12 protein-coding genes and 1 pseudogene are annotated in these 20,199 nt (G+C 62.4%); 9 read left to right on the top strand and 4 right to left on the bottom strand.

Going from position 1 to position 20,199, the window contains the following annotated elements; genetic code table 11:
* The first annotated feature begins 3 nt into the window (after positions 1-3).
* From OMP38_RS08965 to OMP38_RS08950, 5 genes and pseudogenes are all read left to right on the top strand, one after another.
* Positions 4-6,918, top strand: coding sequence for a fibronectin type III domain-containing protein (locus OMP38_RS08965; RefSeq protein ID WP_277564768.1), 6,915 nt, complete (start codon positions 4-6; stop codon positions 6,916-6,918).
* Complete coding sequence (locus OMP38_RS34570) at positions 6,860-7,864, top strand: Ig-like domain-containing domain (RefSeq protein WP_338130491.1); 1,005 nt, start codon at positions 6,860-6,862, stop codon at positions 7,862-7,864. Before OMP38_RS08965 ends, OMP38_RS34570 begins: the two co-directional genes overlap by 59 nt.
* A gap of 10 nt (positions 7,865-7,874) precedes the next feature.
* Positions 7,875-9,521: an S-layer homology domain-containing protein gene (locus OMP38_RS08960; RefSeq protein ID WP_277564767.1), complete on the top strand. Its 1,647-nt coding sequence runs from the start codon at positions 7,875-7,877 to the stop codon at positions 9,519-9,521.
* A gap of 158 nt (positions 9,522-9,679) precedes the next feature.
* On the top strand, positions 9,680-10,255 hold the full coding sequence (locus OMP38_RS08955) for a 5' nucleotidase, NT5C type (protein WP_277564766.1): 576 nt from the start codon (positions 9,680-9,682) through the stop codon (positions 10,253-10,255).
* A pseudogene (locus OMP38_RS08950) lies at positions 10,252-10,801 on the top strand (MepB family protein). Before OMP38_RS08955 ends, OMP38_RS08950 begins: the two are co-directional and overlap by 4 nt.
* Positions 10,802-10,876: 75 nt before the next feature.
* Here OMP38_RS08950 and OMP38_RS08945 read toward each other — a convergent pair.
* Positions 10,877-12,517, bottom strand: coding sequence for an MDR family MFS transporter (locus OMP38_RS08945; RefSeq protein ID WP_420869600.1), 1,641 nt, complete (start codon positions 12,515-12,517; stop codon positions 10,877-10,879).
* A 172-nt stretch (positions 12,518-12,689) separates the two neighbouring features.
* On the opposite strand from OMP38_RS08945, the gene OMP38_RS08940 reads away from it, so the two are divergent.
* Positions 12,690-13,487 carry a Cof-type HAD-IIB family hydrolase gene (locus tag OMP38_RS08940; RefSeq protein WP_277564764.1) on the top strand — a complete coding sequence of 266 codons (798 nt, stop codon included), beginning with the start codon at positions 12,690-12,692 and terminating at the stop codon, positions 13,485-13,487.
* Between the two features lie 2 nt (positions 13,488-13,489).
* The gene (locus OMP38_RS08935; RefSeq protein WP_277565213.1) at positions 13,490-14,050 is read left to right on the top strand and encodes an NUDIX hydrolase; all 561 of its coding nucleotides are present in this window, start codon (positions 13,490-13,492) and stop codon (positions 14,048-14,050) included.
* Between the two features lie 688 nt (positions 14,051-14,738).
* Here the strand turns inward: OMP38_RS08935 and OMP38_RS08930 are convergent.
* Positions 14,739-15,155: a pyridoxamine 5'-phosphate oxidase family protein gene (locus OMP38_RS08930; protein ID WP_420869599.1), complete on the bottom strand. Its 417-nt coding sequence runs from the start codon at positions 15,153-15,155 to the stop codon at positions 14,739-14,741.
* 92 nt (positions 15,156-15,247) lie between these two features.
* Positions 15,248-16,306, bottom strand: coding sequence for a LacI family DNA-binding transcriptional regulator (locus OMP38_RS08925; RefSeq protein WP_277564762.1), 1,059 nt, complete (start codon positions 16,304-16,306; stop codon positions 15,248-15,250).
* Positions 16,307-16,454: 148 nt separating this feature from the next.
* On the opposite strand from OMP38_RS08925, the gene OMP38_RS08920 reads away from it, so the two are divergent.
* Both OMP38_RS08920 and OMP38_RS08915 read left to right on the top strand, forming a co-directional pair.
* The gene (locus tag OMP38_RS08920) at positions 16,455-16,964 is read left to right on the top strand and encodes a glycosyl hydrolase 2 galactose-binding domain-containing protein (protein WP_277564761.1); all 510 of its coding nucleotides are present in this window, start codon (positions 16,455-16,457) and stop codon (positions 16,962-16,964) included.
* A gap of 22 nt (positions 16,965-16,986) precedes the next feature.
* Complete coding sequence (locus OMP38_RS08915; protein WP_277564760.1) at positions 16,987-19,110, top strand: glycoside hydrolase family 2 TIM barrel-domain containing protein; 2,124 nt, start codon at positions 16,987-16,989, stop codon at positions 19,108-19,110.
* 154 nt (positions 19,111-19,264) lie between these two features.
* Here OMP38_RS08915 and OMP38_RS08910 read toward each other — a convergent pair whose 3' ends face one another.
* Entirely contained in the window at positions 19,265-20,173 is a 909-nt protein-coding gene (locus OMP38_RS08910) for an AraC family transcriptional regulator (RefSeq protein WP_277564759.1), read from the bottom strand.
* Positions 20,174-20,199 lie beyond the last annotated feature (26 nt).

Genomic DNA, 20,199 nt, shown 5'->3' with positions numbered 1-20,199 from the left:
CGTATGAAAAAAGGATGGAAGCGCGGACTGGCGGGATTGCTGGCGGCCGTCTTGCTGACCGGAAGCCTGGAGCGACTGGCGCACGCGGAACCGGCTGCCGGCGACGCACAGGATTTGACGCTCGCCGGACTGTTGGAGCAGCTGGGCGGTTCGCTTGAGCGTGATAACGGCTTGCAACCGTCGGTAACGGACGGCGTCTACGGAAACGATGCAGAGAGGTTGTCCATCGCCGGCGCGGTCTACGGCCTGCCGGTCAAGATTAGCGCGGCTCCGGGCGGAGCCCCGGCCACGGGCGACAGCCGGTCGGCTTCCGTCAGCGGGGACGGCAGGTTCGTGGCATACGCTTCGGCTTCGTCCAACCTGGTCGAAGGGGATACGAACGGCAAACTCGATATTTTCCTGAGCGACCGCGCGACTGGAACGACCAAGCGCATTAGTCTCGGGGCGGGCGGTGCGCAGGCCAACAACGACAGCTATGCGCCGTACGTCAGTCTGGACGGCAAATATGTGTTGTTTACTTCTAAAGCCACGAACCTGACGACGGCCGCCGACTCGAACGCTGCAGAGGATCTGTTCCTCTACGATGCGCTGGGCGGCACGATCGAGAGAGTCGCCGAGTTCGTACCCGGCTCGGAGTTCGCCGGCAACGGGAGCTCCTATCAGATCAGCGCGGACGGCCGCTACGTCGCCTATGCGGGCAAGGCGAGCAGCACAGGCACCTGCGATATCTGGTTGCTCGATCGTCGCACGAAGAACGTAGCGTTGATTGCACGGCAGAGCTACATCTACGAAACGACGCGATCGCGCCTGTCCATGAGCGCCGACGGCCGCTACGTCGCCTTCGATTCCTTCTCCCGGGATATCGTGCCGGACGACACGGGCAGCGTATTTTCCGGCGCCAAGTACCGCGATGTGTATCTGTACGACACCGCGCTGGGCGAGATGAAAAAAATCAGCCGCGCGCCGGACGGGAAGACCGGAAACGCGAGCAGTCAATATCCGGTCGTCAGCGCGGACGGGCGCTATGTCGCTTATAAATCCGTGGCGAGCAATATCGTGCCGGGCGCAATGGGAACGGCGTGGAATATTTTTGTGTATGACCGGGTGGCGGGCACGACCGAGCTCGCGAGCGCAGGCAGCGACGGCATGCAGGGAGCGACCGGCGCCGAAGAGCCGTCGATCAGCGCGGACGGGCGCTACGTCGCTTTTCAGACAGCGGATGCCTACGATCCCGCGGATACCGGACATAAGGACATTTATATTCGGGACCGGCTGAAGGGCGAGACGCGCTGGGCGACCCGGACAGCCGGCGGCGGCAGCGCGGATGCGGCCGTCGTCAAGGCGGCGCTCAGCGCGGACGGCGGCACGCTCGTCTTCGAGTCGGCGGCTAAAAATCTGGAGCAGTCCGCCGAGCCGGATGCGGCAAGCGACGTCTATGCCGTCGCGCTGGACGCCGTTCCGGCCGCCGAGACACCGGTATGGCCCGACGGGGCATCGGTGACGACGCAGCCGGGAGCTGCTTATGTCGCCCTGAGCTGGCCGGCGGTGCCCGGCGCGTCCTATTATCGAGTGCTGCAGGACGATCGGCTGACAGCGATCGTGATGGGAACCTCCTATGCGGCCGACGGTTTGGCTGCGGGCACTGCGCATCGGTATCGCGTGGCGGCAGGCAGTGCGGACTACCGCTGGTCGGATTGGTCCGCAGAAGCCGCAGCGACGACGCTGGGCACGCCCGAGACGACGCCGCCGCAAGCGGCGGCGATCGGCGTGACGCCTTTGTCCGGCGGAGCGACGGTCTCGTGGTCCGCTTCGTCCGATCCGGATGTCGTTGGCACGAAGCTGCTATGGCGCAAGCCCGGCGGGATCGTGCACGAATCGGGGCTTTATCCGGTGGGTGTGAATAGCGCGGTCGTGCCGAACTTGGAGAACGGCCAATTGTATGAGCTTGCCGCCGCCTTCATCGACGGGGACGGCAATCGCACTGTGAGCGAATGGACGCGCGTCAGGCTGCCTGCGGGCCCGGCGTTGGTCCGGATGGATGTTCGAGCATCGGACGGCAAGCCATCCGGCAGCGACAATGCCGGGGTCTATGATATTAGCGCCGACGGCCGCTACACGCTGTTCCTCTCCGATGCCGCAGATCTGGTCGCAGGCGACGGCAACGGCAAAGCGGACCTGTTCCTGTACGATGCCGAGCTGGGTTCGATTCAGCTTGTCAGCCGCACGCCTTCCGGGCAGTCCGGTAACGGAGAAACGTTCGGGGGCAAGATGAGCGACGACGGCAGCCTAGTCGTCTTCTATTCCTACGCTTCGAATCTGACCGGGGATGCGGACACAAACGGGCGGCAAGACGTATTCCTGTACGACAGGGATACGGATCGCAACGGCGTGTTCGACGAGTCCGGCGCGACCTCCATGACGAGGATCAGCACGCCGTGGAACGGCGGCCAGTCGAACGACTTCAGTGGAAGCCCGGATATCAGCAACGACGGTCGGGTCGTATATTTCACAACGTATGCCCAAAATATGGTGGAGCATCCGCCGGAGGGATACAGTCGGTATATCGTCTCGTACGATCCGGAGACGAGGGAGCTGGCGCCGGTCCAACTGCCGGATGGAACGTATCTGGAATCGGCCCCGATGCTGAATGGGGACGGAAGCGTCCTCGCCTTCAGCACGACGGTATCGCATGCGGAAGGGGATACCGACAGCGATAGCGACATCTATCTGTTCGATCGGGATGCCGAACAGCTCGAATGGGTGACGGCCGGCGTCGATAATAAGTGGTCGATCGCGTCTGTTGCCGTCGACGGCGGCGGCCGCTACGTCATGTACAGCTCGGCCAGACGCAACGAAAATTATTTTACCTATGTCTACGACCGCGAAGCGCCTGCGGGAACCGAGCCTGAGCCTATCGGCATTCCCGAAGGCAGCGGGGACAAGTGGCCGCGCGCCGCTACCGGCCACAGCATTAGCGAAGACGGCCGCTACGTTCTGTTCTCGTCAAGCGAGAAGGGGATCGTGCCGGGAGACAACGATACGCATACGAATCTCTTCGTGCGGGATCGCACGGCGCTTACGACCACGATGGTCAGCGTGCCCTATGACGCCGCGCTGCCGATCGCGGGCCCTTCGTTCAGCGGCCTGATGAGCGCGGATGGGTCCCGAATCGCCTACAAGTCGAGCATGATGAACATGGTGCTCGGCAGCGAGCGCTCCAAGACGGGCGTCTATTTGCAGCGTGTCGCCCTTACTGCCGTGCCTGCAAGCTGGCCGCAGGGCAGCGCGCTGACCGCGTCCGATGTCGGACAGAGCAGCGTCAAGCTGACCTGGACCGCTGCCGCGCATGCGGACGGCGGATACCGGATCGCCGGCGGACCGGCGGCAATCGACGTACCCGCAGGCGCGCTTGAGGCCGTCGTGTCCGGACTTGCGCCGGATACGACGTATACGTTCGCCGTGCAGGCGGCTTCGGCTGGTGGACAATGGACGACGGACGGCCCGACGACCGAGGTCCGCACGACGGCCGGCCAGGGATTGGCGGATCTGACGCTGACGTCGACGGGATCGAAAGTAACGCTGGTCTGGGGCGGTCCGGGGCCGGGCGCGGGTACGATCGCCGCCTTCCGCGTGCTGCGCAAAACGGAAGCGGAGGACTGGACCGTACTGACGACGATCTCCGATGCGGCTGCGCGCAGCTATACGGACGAGACCGCGTTGGCCGGCAAGACGTATGCCTATGTCGTTCGCAGCGTGGACGGCAGCCAGCAGGAAGCCGCTTATTCCGTCGAGAAAAGCATTGTCGCCGGCAGTTTCTCGATCTCGTCCTTTTCTCACGGTCTCCCGTTGTATCTGCGTCAGTATGCCGGACACGGCGATACGGCTCAGCTCACACTGCGAGGACCTGCTGGCTCGGTCGCGAAGGCGATTCTGACGTATGAAAATGTCGACGGCGTATCGAAGACGCTGGAGACAGCGTTGACCGAAGCGATGGAAGCCGGTCTCTATAAGGGCGAGCTGGCGGTGCCGGACGATGCGAAAAGGCTGCTGTCGATCAAGGCAGCGGTGACGCGGGAGGACAGCTCCGCCGAAGCCGAGGCGCTGCGTGTGCCGATAGCGGTCGGAGGCACGGTCAGTGTTATGCTGAGCGGTTCGGTTCCCATACCGGAGGACGCCTTGCTGAGTATTTACAGTCAGAAAGCCCGCGCTTACCAGTCCGTCGTCCTGGGCTCGCGCAAGACGGTGGCGCTGAAAGGCCTGCCCGAGGCCGACGATTATAAGCTGAGTCTGCTCGGCGCCGGCGGGCACGACTTGTTTGAGGAATCGGAATTGCCAGTTATAGAGGTCGACGCCGGAGGCAGCCAGACGGTAAGTGCCGAACCGTTGCTGCCGGCCGCACTCGCCATTAAGATTGTGAACCCAAACTGGAGAGGGAAGGGCAACCGTGTTATCGTCACCGATGAAGCGGGCCATTTGCTGGGCGCCGGTAATGCATTGTATAATGGCCAATTCAATCTGCCCGCCTTCAAAAAGCTGATCGGCAAGCGGATCCGCATTCGGATCGAGCCGGAGGATAGCAGCTACGAGCCGATCGAGCAAATCGTGACGCTGACCAGCGGTACCAACACGGCAGAGATCACGCTGGTTCGCCGAACGGACGCAAAAATCGAGGGCACGGTCAAGGACCCTGAAGGTAAGCCGGTCGCAGGCGCGACGGTCAAAGGGATATTCGAAGGCCAGACGTACACGGCCGTCACGGACGGCGACGGCAAGTACACGCTGGGCGTGCCCCAGGGATATATGTATATCCAGGCGTTCGCCGGAGGCTCATTTGGCTCCGAGGTCAAGTATGTGACGGCGGTACAAGGGACACAGACGTTGGACTTCGTTTACAAGCAGCGCATTCCCGCTCAGGTCCAGATCAAGCTGTACACCAAATCGGGCGAAGGCGAATGGGTCGGTCCGTACGATCTCGACTGGCGCGAAATGGTGCATTACCGTATCTACAGCTCGGCGCGCAGCTATGGCGGCGGGAATCCGCTCTCCGTGGAGGCGGAGACCGGACAGACGGTGAAAATTTGCGCGGACGGCGCCGAAGCGGGCTACAAGCCGGTCTGCGGCACGACCGTCATCGGCGCCGACCGCAAGGCCGAAGTCGAGCTGCGGATGATCGACAAGGGCACGCAGGTCGTGGGCAGTCTGGACGGCGTTCAGGGCAACGCCGCGCTTTATGCGATTGAAAACGGCGGCACGACCCGCAAGTATATCAGAGGCTTCTTTTTGGGCAAAGGCGACTTCAAGATCAAACTGCCCGATGCGGGCGCTTACGAGCTGGCGCTCGCGAGCAACCTCGACAAAAATGTCCTGATTCGAACGTTCCAGCTCGCGGAGGGCGAGGTTCTGAACCTGGGCAAGCTCAAATTCGGCGAGCCGGGGCGGTTCGCCGGACAGTCGGGCAACGCGGTGCTGCTCGGCACGAACCGGCCGGCGCCCGGGTCGGCGCTGCAGGTTCGCGTGCGATATACGAATACGAGCCGGGATGCGTTGACGGACGGCGCAGTCGTGCTGGATATGCCATCCGGAGCCGAGCTCGTGCCAGGCAGTGCCGTATGGCAGGGGCAGACCGTGACGCCCGGACAGAAGGAAGGGCGCTACTTCGTTGCGATCGGCGCGATCGGCGCCAATATGTCCGGCACGCTGCAATATCAATTGCGTATGGCCGATACGCCGGACGGCAACAGGCTGGCCATCGCGCCGCATATATCCTATCAGGTGCAGGGGCAATCGAAGGAAGAGGAGATCGGCGTCGCCCTGGCCGATGTCTCGGCAGTGACATTGATCGCGCCCGGCCGAACGGGTTACCGCAAATTCACGGTGACCGGTACCGCTCCTGCAGGCAGTGCGGTCAGCGTGTATGCGGGGGATCGCGTGGTCAGCTCCGCGCAGGCTTCGCCTGCCGGACGCTGGTCCGCAAGCGTCGATATGGAAGGCGAGGGCAAGACGGCCGTCTGGCAGATGTATGCCCTGGCCCGAACGGACAGCGGCAGCTGGAGCAGCGGTCAGACGACCGTCAGCTACGACGTGAACGTTGCGGAACCGATCGAATTCACGATGCGTCAGCCGGACGGACGGACGATGGCGCTCGATCCCCGCGAGGGCGAAGCGAGATTTCCTTACGTTTTGGCGCCCGGCTGGCCGTTCCATCTGACCGTGAAGTTCAATCATCCGGAGCTGGTGCGCGACGTTGTCTTTCTGGTCGGAAACGAACGGTTTGAAGCGAGCCTGAAGGACGGCGTCTACCAGGCGGTCACCAGCGGCTCGGCGGTCGGTCCGATCGGCATCGACTATACGACGAGAGAACCGGATGATATTCTGATGGGAGGACCGGCGCCGACCGAGGAGCTGAAGGCGCAGATGCCGCCCGCGTTCAGGGATGCGCGCCAGGAGAGCCTCTACGTATCCCCGCGCGAGGGAGGAGACCGCAAGCAGTCGATGTCCTTCAAGGGCACCCTGCCTTCCGCCGGCGGCGATGCGGAGATGTCGCTCAGCGCCACGCTCGAGCGAACGTCGTATACGCCGAGCAGCTCCGATCTGACGCTGGCCGATGAAACGAATATACCGCTCTACGGCTTGCAGGTCGGCGAATCGTTCGACAGGGGCACGCTCAAATTCGAATTAAAAAGGCTATTTGCCCGCGGATGCGTTCGCTTCGGGTCTCGATGTCGGAAAGGCGTTGGCCTACATGAGCGCTGGCGCGGACATGGACGTATACAAGGATATCGTCCCGTCCGCGAAAGCCAAGTCCGCGCAGGTCAAGACATTGAACAGCGCAGTCGCCGCCGTGGCCGTAAGAATCGAGATGGCGTTCGCTTCGAAGGCCGGCGAGAACACCTGGAAGGTAGCCGACGCCGCCTATAGTTTGTATGACGGCAGAGGAACCGGAGATTCGCTGGACGATCTGGCTTACATCATGGATAAGATCGCCAGATACTGTCCGCCGAATCTCATCCCGATCGAGATGGAGTACGTTGAGCTGCTGCGCAAGAAGATCATTCGCAACGAACTCATCAAATACGGCATTTCGATTGCCGGCACCGTGGCAGGTCCTGCGACGTTCGGCGTCGGCACGGTCGCGCTCTTCATCGCGAGCAATGCGTTCGGCAAAGTGCTGGACGCCGGTCTGGCCCGCCAAATAACGCGGTTCAACGACGACATCAACGATTTGTGCAACGTACCGAAAAAGCCGAAGAAACCGATCGCCGATCCCGAATGGATCTACGATCCGAGCGGCTATGTCTATGAGGTGACCGAGGAAAACCGGCTCGAAGGCGTGAAGGCGACGGCGCTGCGCTGGAACGAGGAGACGCGGCGGTGGGACGTCTGGGATGCCGATTGGTACGGGCAGGAAAATCCGCTTTATACGGATGCGGACGGACGATACGCATGGGACGTGCCGGAGGGCAAGTGGAAGGTGCGCTATGAAAAAGAAGGCTACCTGCCCGCCGAGAGCGAGGAGCTGACGGTGCTGCCGCCGCATTTTGACGTCAACATCCCGATGATCTCGACGCTGCCGGCGAAGCCGGTCAAGTTCGAGGCCGCGCCGGGCGGCGGAGCGGTCGATATTCTGTTCGACCGTCACGTAAAAGGCAGCACGGTGTCGGGCAGCTTGTTCGCGGTCGTCGATCCGGCGACGGGTGCGGATGTTCCGGGCGTTTGGACGGTTGTGTCGCCCGTGAGCGAAGGGAATTCGATGCATATCCGGTTTACGCCGGACGCCCCGCTTGAGGCAGGCGGCGTATATAAGGTATACGTAGACGGCGCAGTGCAAAGCTATGCCGGCATCCCCCCTAGGAGATGCGCATGAGGCCGAAGTCGTGGTGACGGATCATGACGTTACGCCGCCGGCGGCCGTGACGGAGCTGTCCGCGGATGCGGATGAAAACCAGGCGCTGGTGACCTGGAAGTACATGCGCGATGAAGAGAGGGCTAAGGTTGCTGTCTTCTACAAAGCGCAGGGCGCGGCAGGAGAGAGTGCATCGGTCGAGATTCCTTTGCAGCAGAAGTACGCTTTGCTTCAGGGGCTGAAAGCCGACACGGTTTACGAAATCGAAGTCAGATCCTACGATGAATCGGGCAATTACAGCATGGCCAGGACGACCGCGGAAACGGCGGGAAGCCAGCAGCCTTCCGCCGATATCGCGCCGCCAGGACCTGCGACCGTCGTCCGCGTGACGACGGAATCGACGCAGGCGACGATCGAATGGACCGATCCGTCTGACGCGGACCTGTTCGCCGTCAAGCTGCAATGGGCGAAGAAGGGCGAGACGTTCGGGCTGGATCCCGCGACTGTTCTGAAAGGCGTCGGCAAGTATACGATAACCGGCTTGTCGCCGTCGACGGAATACGAGGTCAGGATCTGGACCGTCGATATGGCGGGCAATGCGTCCTCGGAGCCATCGCTGTTCGTCGCGACCAAGGCCGCGGACGGCGGCACCGGCGGCGGCTCGGGCAATCCGGGCGGCAATCCGCAGAATCCGCCGCAGCAGGACGGAGAGAGCGGAGAGATCGGCGCCGAGGGCGGGACTTTAAGCTTCTTCGGCGGCAAGCTGAAGCTGTGGCTGCCGGGAAGCGGGGGCGCTGCCGGCGCGGCCAAGAAGGTGACGGCCGTCAAGGTTGCAGGAGCTCCGGCACCTGCGGACGCGCATTTGAAGCTCGTATCAGACGTGTACGATTGGAAGCTGGCGGCCGAGACGAAGCTCGCGGCGCCGGGCAAGCTGACGATCGCTTATGACGCCGCGAAGCTGGCGGGCGCGGACATTCGGAAGCTTGGCGTATACCGTCAGGCTGCCGGCGACATGTCCAAGTGGGCGTATGTCGGAGGCATCGTAGACGGGACTTCGGGCAGCGTCGAGGCAGAAGTGACGGAGCCCGGTACGTACGCGGTGCTAATCGCCGAGTATTCGTTCGCCGACCTGGCGAAGCACTGGAGCCGCGCGGACGTCGAGGCGCTCGCGGCTCGGGGCGTCGTGAGCGGCGATCCCGCGGGGACGTTCCGTCCGAACGGCAGCGTGACGCGGGCCGAGTTCGTCAAGCTCGTGCTGCCGCTGCTCTCGGGCGGCTCGGGAACGGGCGTCGCGGCCGGGCGGTTCGCCGACGTGCCGGCCGATGCCTGGTATGCGGAAGCCGTCGCGACGGCGACAGGCGCGGGCGTCGTGAAGGGAGCGGACGGCAAGTTGCGGCCGAGCGACCCGATCACGCGCGAGGAGATGGCGGTCATGCTGAGCCGCGCGCTCGGCATCGTCACGGACGACCTGGATACTGACACGCTGCTCGGTGCATACGCCGACGGCGCCAAAGTATCCGGCTGGGCGCGGCTTGCGGTCGCTTACGGCTTGCAAAGCGGGCTGCTGAAGGGCAGCGGCGGCAAGCTGAATCCGGCCGCGACGGCGACGCGCGCCGAAGCCGCGACCGTCGTGCTCCGCGCGCTGGAGGCGCAGGGCAAGATTACGAAGAAATCCTAAGAAGCAAGCCAACGAACCCCGACCTGCTGCAGGTTCGGGGTTCGTTTTATAGACAACGGTTCGATCGGCTCCGTCCATTCGGCCGCCAGATCATATTAGGAAGTCCGGCGCCCTTTTGGTAAAATAAGCGGATCATTCCAATGTCCAAGGAGACTGCGATGAAACTCGGATTCGACATCGACGATACGCTGATCCGCTTGCGGGAGCATGCTTTTCGACTTTACAACAAGAAGCTGGGCCGCCAGGTTGACATCGCCAAGCTGCATGCGCTGGCGTGCATTCCGATCCACGAAGCTTTCGGCCTGAACGCGGAAGAAGGCAAGCGGATGTGGGACGAACTGCGCGAGGCGATCTACTTCAGCGATTGCCCGCCCTATCCGGACGCCGTGGAGGCGCTTAACGAGCTGGACAGGCTGGGGCACGAGATTTACTACATTACCGCCAGAGGGCAGGGGCATTGCGAACGCACGCTGACGTGGCTGACGGCTGCGGGCTTTCCCGTGCGTTCGGGCAGATTCTACTGCGGCATGGGCGACGCGGAAAAGGTGCATGTCATCCGCGAGCTCGCGCTCGATTATTATTTCGACGACAAACCCGCGGTCATCGATACTTTAGCCGAGCTGGCGATCAAGGTTTATGTCCGCGATCAGCCGTACAACCGGCATTCGGACGCGCCTCGCATCCATTCATGGGGCGAATTGTTGAGGCTGTTGAATATTTCTCCGCTTAAATAAAGGCGGCGGGAGAACGCAAGGAGTCAACGTTATGGTTTCGTTTTTTTCAATCGCTGCACGAGCTCAATGAGCGGATTTATAAACCGAACGGCTTGGCGCTTGCTGGCCCAGGGGAAGAAGCCCAGAATTCTGATTATGGCGGCGGCGTATTCCTGCTGAATTCAAAGTTGGTTCGGTTCAGAGTCGCTAAGATTACGCCGCGCAAGATCGGACAGTTCGTTGTTTTTTTGGGAAAGGGACGAATCGGGAAAAAACGTCGCATACTCGCCTGAAGCGGCAACCGACCTGCTGGTCATTCACGTCTTCTCCGATGAAGGTCGCTATTCGGGGCAATTCGTTTTCCCCAAGGACGTTCTTGCGAAGCAAAACATGCTCAGGACAGCCGCTTCGCCCGGGAAAATGGCGATGAGAGTTTATCCGAGCTGGGATGCGCCCGTCAGCAAGCAAGCCGTATTAACGCAAGCTTGGCAGCTGCTTTTTTTCGCAAATCTGAGCGACGGCGATCATTCGCAAATTCAACGGCTGATCAGGTTTTATACAATCTAGCGACCACCGGCAGCTTGCCGGACGAAGAGCCCGCAACGCCTGTTAAGCGTAAACGGGCTCTTGTTGCGCGCGATTCTAGTGCTGTGCCGCGTAAGCTTCAGCCTCCAGCGCGGGATCCATGCGTTCCCGGCTCATCAGAAGCGCCGCGGCGAGCGCCAGCACGGCCGGGATGAGGCTCCACATGAAGGTAGCCGAGATCGAGGACGAGAGGCCGTCGGTGACCTTCGCCAGCAATTCGTGCGGAATGTGCGAGCGGGCAGCGGGTTCCATCAGCGCATGCGGGTCGCTCAGGTTGAGACCGCCGAGGCTATCGGGTACGGCTCTGCCGCCTCCGCTCGTCGCGGCGCCGCCTAACGAGCCGGCCCCCGTGCCGCCAGCCGTCCCAGCCGTACCGTCTGCGGGCACGCCGCCGCCGAGCGAGCCTCCGCCCAGCGCATCCGACAGCTTGCGGGCCATCGCATGGCTCTGGATGATGCCGAACACCGTGATGCCAAGCGTCATGCCCAGCGAGCGCAAGAAGTTCAGCGTAGAGCTGGCGGAGCCGCGCTTGTTCGCCGGCAGGGCGTGGATGGCGGCGTTGCCGAGCACGGAGAAGGTCGCCCCGACGCCGAGTCCGACGAGCACCATGTAGACCGTGACGATCCAGCGCGGCGTATCCGACGTCAGCGTCGTCAGCAGCGCGATGCCCGCGACGAGGATGACGACGTTCGGGATGAGGATCGTGCGATAGGACAGCTTGTTCAGCAGGCTGCCGCCGAGCGTCGCGGTCACGACCGTGCCCAGCATCATCGGCAGCAGGACCATGCCCGAGTTCGTGGCGGAGCCGCCCAAGACGCCTTGCATGTAAATGGGAATGTAGACGGACGCGGTAATGAAGGCCGCGCCGCTCAGCATGGCCAGCGCATTGCTCGTCGCGTACAATCTGCTGCGGAACATCGCGAACGAGATGATCGGCTCGGCGGCGCGCCGCTCCGCCCATACGAACAGCAGCGCGAGCGCGGCAGCCCCTGCGAACAAGCCGATAATTTCCGCGGAGTCCCAGGCGAACGTCTTGCCGCCGAGCTCCATGGCGAACACAAGACAGACGATCGTGCCCACGAGCGAGGCTGCGCCGGTCCAATCGATGACCTGGCGCTCGTGCTGCGCCGACTCTTTGTAGAAGAAGGCGATCATGGCGAACGCGATCAGTCCGAGCGGCAGATTGATGTAGAAGATCCAATTCCACCCGATATGATCCGTGATATACGCGCCGAGCAGCGGTCCGAAAATGCTGGATAGGCCGAATACCGCACCGAACAGGCCGCCCAGCTTGCCCCGGCTCTCCGGCGGCACGGCGTCGAACATGATGGTGAAGGCGATCGGCACGAGCGCGCCCGCCCCGATTCCCTGGACGGCCCGGTACAGGCTAAGCTGCAGGATCGAATCGGCCGTGCCGCAAAGGGCCGAGCCGACCATGAAGCAGACGACGCCGAAGACGAAGAAACGTTTGCGCCCGTACATATCCGACAGTTTGCCGAAGATCGGCATGCCCGCCATTTCCGCGACCATGTAGGCCGACGTTACCCATACGAATTTGTCGAGACCGCCGAGCTCTCCGATGATGGAGCCCATGGCCGTCGCGGTGATCGAGTTGTCCATCGAGGCCATCAGGATGGAGAGCAGCAGCCCCGCGATCACGATGCCGGTGTTTTGCGTTTTTGCTACCAATCGAATCATTCCTTTGCGCTGGTTTGGTTCTGTTCGTTCTTGCTGTCTGTACTCATTGTATGGGAACGTCCTTGACAACAGTCTGTCAGTATTCGCGAGATTTCCGTTTACGCAGGGACGATTTTGTTAGATGATAAGGGGAATGGTTCAGAATAGACGGATTTCAGGATGGGGAGCTGGCATGAGCTACAAAATCGTTTTTTTCGATATCGACGGAACGCTGCTGGACGAGGAAAAACGAATTCCCGAGGATACGCGCCTCGCGATCGCCGAGCTGAAGGCAAGCGGGATCGAGCCGGTCATCGCGACCGGGCGCGCGCCGTACTTTTTCAAATGGCTGCTGGAGGAGCTCGGCATCGAGTCGTTCGTCAGCCTGAACGGCGGCTATGTCGTGTACAAGGGCAAGGAGCTGTACGAGAGGCGGATTCCGATCGGCGACCTGGAGAAGCTCGTCGAGCTCTCGGGACGCGCGGGGCATCCGCTCGTATTCGAAGGCAAAGCGACCTATCATACGAATCATGAGGACGATGCCGGCGTCTGGAAAGCCGTCGATTCGCTGAGAGTGGAGCGGCCCGGGTTCAATGCCGATTTTTGGCGGGGAGAGGGCATCTACCAGGTGTTCCTGCATTGCGCGGACGGCGAGGAAGCGGCTTATTTGCCGGAGCTCCCGGGTCTACGGTTCATCCGCTGGCATCCGAACGCGCTGGACGTGCTGCCGCATACCGGCTCCAAAGCCGAGGGCATTCAGGCTATGCTGGACGCGCTCGGTATTAAGCCGGAAGAAGCGATTGCCTTCGGGGACGGTTTGAACGACAAGGAGATGCTGACGCTCGTCGGCCTCGGCATCGCGATGGGCAACAGCCATCCCGAGCTGCTGGCGCATGCGGATTACGTGACGGCGCGCGCGGACGAGGGCGGCATCCGTCAAGGGCTGGTCTATGCGAAATGCATTCCGGACGGAAAGGGGGCGGCGGTATGAGCATGGAAGTGAAGTTTTGCTCGTCCTGCGGGGCAGCGATGGAGACGCGCGACGTCGACGGCACGCCGCGGCGCGCCTGCACCGCCTGCAGCTTCGTGCATTGGGGTAACTACAGCATCGGCGTCGGCGCGCTCGTGGAGCGGGACGGCAAGATTCTGCTCGTGCGCAGGGCGCAGGAGCCGGGCAAAGGATATTGGACGAACCCGGGCGGCTACGCTGAGCAGCTGGAGAAAATTAACGAGACGGTGCGACGAGAGGTGCTGGAGGAGACCGGCATCGATGCGGTCGTGACGGGCGTCGCGGCGCTGCGGGACCAGCCGAGAGCCGTGCACAACTTGTACGTCGCCTTCACGATGTCGTACGTCGGCGGCGAGCCGATGCCGGACGGCGTGGAGGTGGATGCGGCGGGTTTCTACTCGCTGGAGGAGCTGGAGACGATGAACGTCGCGCCGTTCACGCGCTGGCTCGTCGACGTGGCCATTAAGCGAGGCGGGTCCGCGGGCCTCGCCGTCGACGAAGCGCCGATCGTGCCGCTGCCGGGGTACGGGCTGTTCAGGTGCTGAAGCACGAACGACCGGTTGGGGCGGCGTGTTATCTTTAAAAGCAGGGTAACGCGCCGCCCCTCGAACCGCGAGAAGTCTCAACCAGAAACAAACGATCCCCCCACGCCACTCCTCGGCCCCCCGAGAAGTCTCAACCAGAAACAAACGATCCCCCGCGCCGCTCCTCGGACCGCGAGAAGTCTCAACCAGAAACAAACGATCCCCCCGCGCCGCCCCTCGGACCGCGAGAAGTCTCAACCGGAAACAAACGATCCCCCCGCGCCGCCCCTCGGACCGCGAGAAGTCTCAACCGGAAACAAACAAGCTCCCGCACCGCTCCAGCGGCCCCCGAGAAGTCTCAACCAGAAACAAACGATCCCCCACGCCACTCCTCGGCCCCCCGAGAAGTTCTCAACCAGAAACAAACGATCCCCCCACGCCACCCCTCGGACCGCGAGAAGTCTCAACCAGAAACAAACGGCCCTCCGCGCCGCCCCTCGAACCGCGAGAAGTCTCAACCAGAAACAAACAAGCTTCCGCGCCGCCCCTCGGGCCGCGTGAAGTCTCAACCGGAAACAAACAAGCCTCCTCCCGCTGAGGCCGTTGCACGCATAAAAAAGGCAGGTCCGTTATCGCCAGCGCGGCGCCGGACCTGCCTTTTTTGAGGTTCAATGAACGGACCGCTTCGGCAAAATATACGCGGGCGGGTTCAAGACGGACGCCAAACCTGCTGCTCCCCGTCCTTCTCCGTATACAGAATAAGCGTCGGCTTCAGCTTCAGGATGACGTAGTCCGGATCGTGCGGGCCGTCGAGCCACTTTTTGAAGTAACTTTTCCACACGTCCGACTTCAGCTCCTCGTCCGTGGAGATCGCCACCTCGCCCTGCACCTCGACGATCTCGCCCGGCCACAGCCGGCCTTCGAGACCAAGGAGCAAGGATGCCTTCGGATTCGCCTCGAGCTCGTCGACCTTGTGCGTATCGCGGTGCGTCGCGAGCAGGATCGTCAGTCCGTCGTTGAACACCTGCATATAGCGCAGCGAAGGCTGGCCGTCGTGGACGGTCGCGAACGCCCCGAACTTATATTTGCCCAGCGCTTCTGTCAGCTTTTTTTCCAAATCGCTCACGGGGATCATCTCCTATCCAAGTATGGTCTCGTTTATCGTACCCTGATCTGGAGTCCCCAACCAACCGCTCGCCGGCCTGATCGCTTGCGAAGTCATCCGCGATTCGGAACGGGATCGCGCAGATTCTCAGCGTTCCCCGATGGCGGGGCGCAGGACGCGCGCTCGATAAACGCGCCGTAAATGGACAGCTTGGTCGGATTGCCGCCGTAGTCGATCTTGCGGATCAGGAAGTCGACGGCCTCGTAGCCGAGCTGCTCGCGCTGGACCTGGACGGTCGTGAGCGGCGGCTCCGTGCGGGCGGCCTCTTCGATATCGTCGAAGCCCGCGACAGAGAGCGAGCCTGGAATCCGCACGCCCATCGCGGTCAGCATCTCGATCAGGTTGACGGCGATGCGGTCGTTGGCGCAAAACCATGCCGTCGGGTAGCTCCCCAGCCCATCCAGCCAGGCCTGCACCTCGGACGGCTGCGAATGGAGCGTCGCGAGCGGCGCCTCGCCGGTCAGGCAGTATGCCTCTGGGATGGCGAGTCCGGCCTCGCTCATCGCCTGGCAATAACCGAGCCAGCGCTCCATGAAGCTGCGCGTCATGCCGATCGCGCCGATGAAGCCGATCTCCCGGTGTCCGAGCCCGATCAGATACGACACGATGCGGAAGGCCTCGGTCGTATTGGCGGTCACGACGGCGTCCAGCTTCAGCGTGTCATAGTCGTGATCGACGATGACGAGCGGCGCGCCGAGATCCAACAGATGGCGGACGTAAGCTTCGCGGAAGACGCCGACGAGCAGCAAGCCCTCGTACACGGCCAGATGCCATTCTTCCGGCAGCAGTAACGCCTCCTCCATACGCTCCGAAATCTCGCACCGTACCGCCGTGCACCCGGTTTCCTTCGCCCGCCTGTCGATTGCCCAATAGATTTCCCTGTAGAATCCTTGATCGTGCCGGATATACTTCGGGATGAGTATGAGCAGGTTGCGCGTCCGCCGGCCTTCCTTGTCCGTCCGCGCCCGGTAGCCCAGCCTGTTGGCCGTCTCGAATACGCGATCCCGCAGCGCTCCGCTGACGCCTGGTTTGCCGCTCAGAGCCAGCGATACGGCGTTTTTGGAGACGCCGAGCGCGTCCGCGATTTTTTGCATGGATACTTTGCCGCTCATCGTCGTCATAACCTCGAATCGTGAAGGATCGTTGTTGCTTTACACAATGAAGTTTGTCAAGTCGTTTGTCAATTGATGCGCGCCAGGCAATGCTCTATGATGTGTGCGAAGGAAGACATACGGACGAGAAGCGGGGCGGAAGCGAGAGATGAAGGAATTGCTGCTGAACGGCGAGAAATGGGAAGTCAAAGGCTATTGGCCGTGGGTGCCGCTGAAGGTGAGCAGCATGGAGATCGGCCAGGAGCTGCTGGGCGTGACGGACTGGATGCCGGCGACGGTGCCGGGCGGCGTGCATGCGGATTTGCTTCGCGCGGGACTGATCGAGGATCCTTGGTTCGGCTTGAACAGCTGGAAGTGCGAATGGGTGGAGAACCGGTGGTGGGTGTACCGCGCCTCCGTCGCTTGCCCAACACAAGGTAGCGGCCGGACGGAGCTCGTCTTCAAGGGGCTGGATTACGAAGCGCAGGTTTTCGTGGACGGCAAGCTGCTCGGCGAGCATGAAGGCATGTACCACGAGGCCGTCTTCGACGTGACCGAGGCCGCGCGCGAGCAAGAGCGGATGGAAGTGACCGTCATGTTCAAGCACGCGCCGGACGAGATGTCGCAGATCGGATTGACCTCGCGGACGCATACGCAAAAAAAGCAGGTTCAACTATAAATGGGACTTTTCCACGCGGCTCGTGAATATCGGCATCTGGGACGACGTGCTGCTGCGCGTACACGAAGCCTGTACGCTCGATGACGTCTCGGTGACGACGGACGCCGATCCGGAAGCCGGAACCGGCGAGATTTTCGTCTCGGCGGCGGCTTGCGGTTTTGCGGTCCCGGACGCTGCGGCTAGCGGCGGGGAACGAGATGCGGATGGGCATGTTGAAGGCGTAAACGCAGGAGGCGCGCAAGCGCTGACGCTGCGGATCGACGTGACCGATCCCGAAGGCGTCCTTGTCGCGCATGGCGAGGCATCGATCGGCGCGGACGGCAGGACGGGAGAGCTGCGTATCCCCGTCGATCAGGTACGCCTGTGGCAGCCGAACGGTTATGGCGAGCAGCCTTTGTACGGCGTGCGCCTGACACTGGTGGCGGACGGCGCCGTCATGGACGCGCGCGAATTCAGGACCGGCATTCGTTCGCTGTCCTACGCGCAAAACGAGGAGAGCCCCACGGAGGCGCTGCCTTATACGTTCGTCGTGAACGGCAAGCGCATCTACGTCCGAGGCGTGAACATGACGCCGCTCGACCATCTGTACGGCAACGTGACGCCGGAGCAGTACGAATACTACGTGCTGCTCATGAAGCGCGCGGGCGTGAACATGGTGCGCGTCTGGGGCGGCGGTATTATCGAAAAAGAGCATTTTTACGAGCTGTGCGACCGCCACGGCCTCCTCGTGTGGCAAGAGTTCGTTCAGTCGAGCTCGGGCATCGACAACATTCCTTCGCAGCGGCCGGAGTTCCTCGAACTGATCGCGCTGACCGCCGTGAGCGCCTTGAAGGCGAAGCGCAATCACGTGTCGCTGACCGTCTGGAGCGGCGGCAACGAGCTGATGAGCGAGCCGAACGTGCCTTCCACCTACGAAGACGCGAACCTGGCGATGCTGAAGAAGCTCGTAGAAACGCATGATCCGCGGCGGCTGTTCCTGCCGACTTCCGCGTCGGGACCGGTACAGTATATAACGCCGGAAAAAGGCGTCAGCCACGACGTGCACGGCCACTGGAAGTTCCAGGGCAACCCGGGCCACTACGAGCTGTATTCGGACGTGGATCATTTGTTCCACAGTGAATTCGGCGTCGACGGCGTGAGCGCGGTCAAGAGCTTGAAGAAGTTTCTGCCGGCGTCCGAGCTGCGGCCCGTCTCGATGAACGACAGTCTCGTCTGGCGCCATCACGGCGAATGGTGGGACACGTACGACCGGGACGTCGAGCTGTTCGGCGCGGAAGTCGGGTCCGACATCGGCGTTTTCAGCCGCGCGAGCCAGTGGATTCAGGCGGAAGGGCTGAGATTCGTGCTGGAGGCGAACCGGCGTCGTCAGTTCAAGAACAGCGGCAGCGTCATTTGGCAGCTGAACGAGCCGTACCCGAACGCGTCGAGCACGAGCCTCGTCGATTACTACGGCGAGAGCAAAATGGCGTATTACTGGACGCGACGGGCGTACAGCCCTTGTTTTGCGTCGGCGGCGTACCAACGTTTGAACTTCCGGACGGGGGAAACGTTCGAGGCCAAGCTGTTCGCGGGCGCTCACGCGGCGACGGAAGGATTGACGGTGCGCAGCCGACTGCTCGGCATGGACGGCGCTCTGCTGCACGAGCAGACGAACGCCGTGAGCGTCGACGGCGAGCATACGGCGCATGCGGGCGACCTGCACGCGCTCGTGACGGATGCCTTCGGGGCGTTGTTCCTGCTGCGGCTTGAGCTGCTCGATCCGGCGGGCGCGCTGCTGCATGGTAACGATTATTTTTTCTCGACGCTGGAGCGGGAAGTCTATGCGCCTTCATTGGCTGTTGGCGATAGGGTTCGCCTGACGGCTGCGGCACTCGATGATTGGTCGGCCGAAGACGGACGGCTCGAAGCCGTCACGCGGCGCTTCAAGCTGGCGAACGACGGCGATCATGCGGCGCTGCACGTGCATGCGGAGGAAACGACGAACGGCTGGTGGATGGCCGCCGACGACTTGTACTTCACGCTGCTGCCCGGCGAGAGCCGCGAGGTGACCGTCACCTGCCGGCGCAAGCGCGCGGGCGGATTTCTGGCGAGAGACGTGGGTTTGGCGGGAGATGCGCTGCCGGAGCTGGTCTTCCGGAGCTTCTAGCAGAAGCGTGGCTAAGCGGTAGGATCGCACAACGGCGCGGAAAGCGGGCTTGGCGGGCCGAGTTATGCGGTTTCACCGCACAACGGCGTGGGAAACGGGCTTGGCGGGCGTCGTTATGCGGTTTCACCGCACAACGGCGCCAAACGCTGCTCGCTTATTGTTCGCGTTCCCGCTCATCCGGCTGCTTTTCACAGGAAGAACGGTACGCACGGGGCGCGAGCCCCGTTATTTTTTTGAACACATCCAGGAAGTGGCCCCGGTCTTGATAGCCTACGGCCTCCGCGACCTCTTGGACGGAGAGGCGCGTGCGCCGCAGCAGCTCGCAGCTCCGCTCGATGCGCAGCCGCTGGACGTATTGGCCGAAGGTGAGCCCTGTCGTTTTGGCAAAGAGCCGGTAGAAATGCCGTTCGCTCATGCCGGCCGCTTCGGCGGCCTGCGAAGCCGTGATCGGAGAGGCCAGGGAGGCGCGGATGAAGGCAAGCGCATCCTCCAACCCGCCTGCGTGCCCCGCGCGCGTACCGATCGCGTCGTCTGCGAGCCTGCGCTCGATCTCGGTCAATAGCACGATGAACAGCGCATAGATACGCGTCTGATAACCGGTCCGGCGCCCCGCGAACTCCGGGTAGGCCGCCGCGAAAAACGCCTCGAAGGCGCCGGTCCGGTCCTGCATTTTTCGCCAGCCGCCATCTCCCGGAGCGAGGTCCAGGCAAGACAGCGCGCGTTCCAACCGATCGAGCCCCGGGAAGCCGCGAATTGCTTCGGACATGCGCTCGGCTTCAAAGAGGAAGTTGTACACGACGAGCGGCGGGCCGGCGTTCGCCGAGCTCGGGCGAAAGACATGCGAAGCGCCGAGCGGCAGCGTGAACAGGTCTCCCCTTCGAACGCGAAGCCGTTCTTCGCCGATATATTGATGCCCCTCGCCCTCTCCGACGTAGCTGATCTCCGTGAATTCGTGGGCGTGATAGCCCAGCTCGTAGGATTCAGACACGCGGTTGATGTAGAACGGCAGCTCCTCGTCGAAAAAGAGATGCGACGGCGTAACTTCGATCCGATGCTTAACCATCTCGCAGCGCGCTCCTCTCTATGTCA

The sequence above is a fragment of the Cohnella ginsengisoli genome, from assembly GCF_029525555.1.
GTDB classification, from domain to species: Bacteria; Bacillota; Bacilli; order Paenibacillales; family Paenibacillaceae; genus Cohnella; species Cohnella ginsengisoli.
The sequence above is the reverse complement of the archived record's forward strand: the minus strand, read 5'-3'. Positions and strand labels throughout refer to the sequence as shown.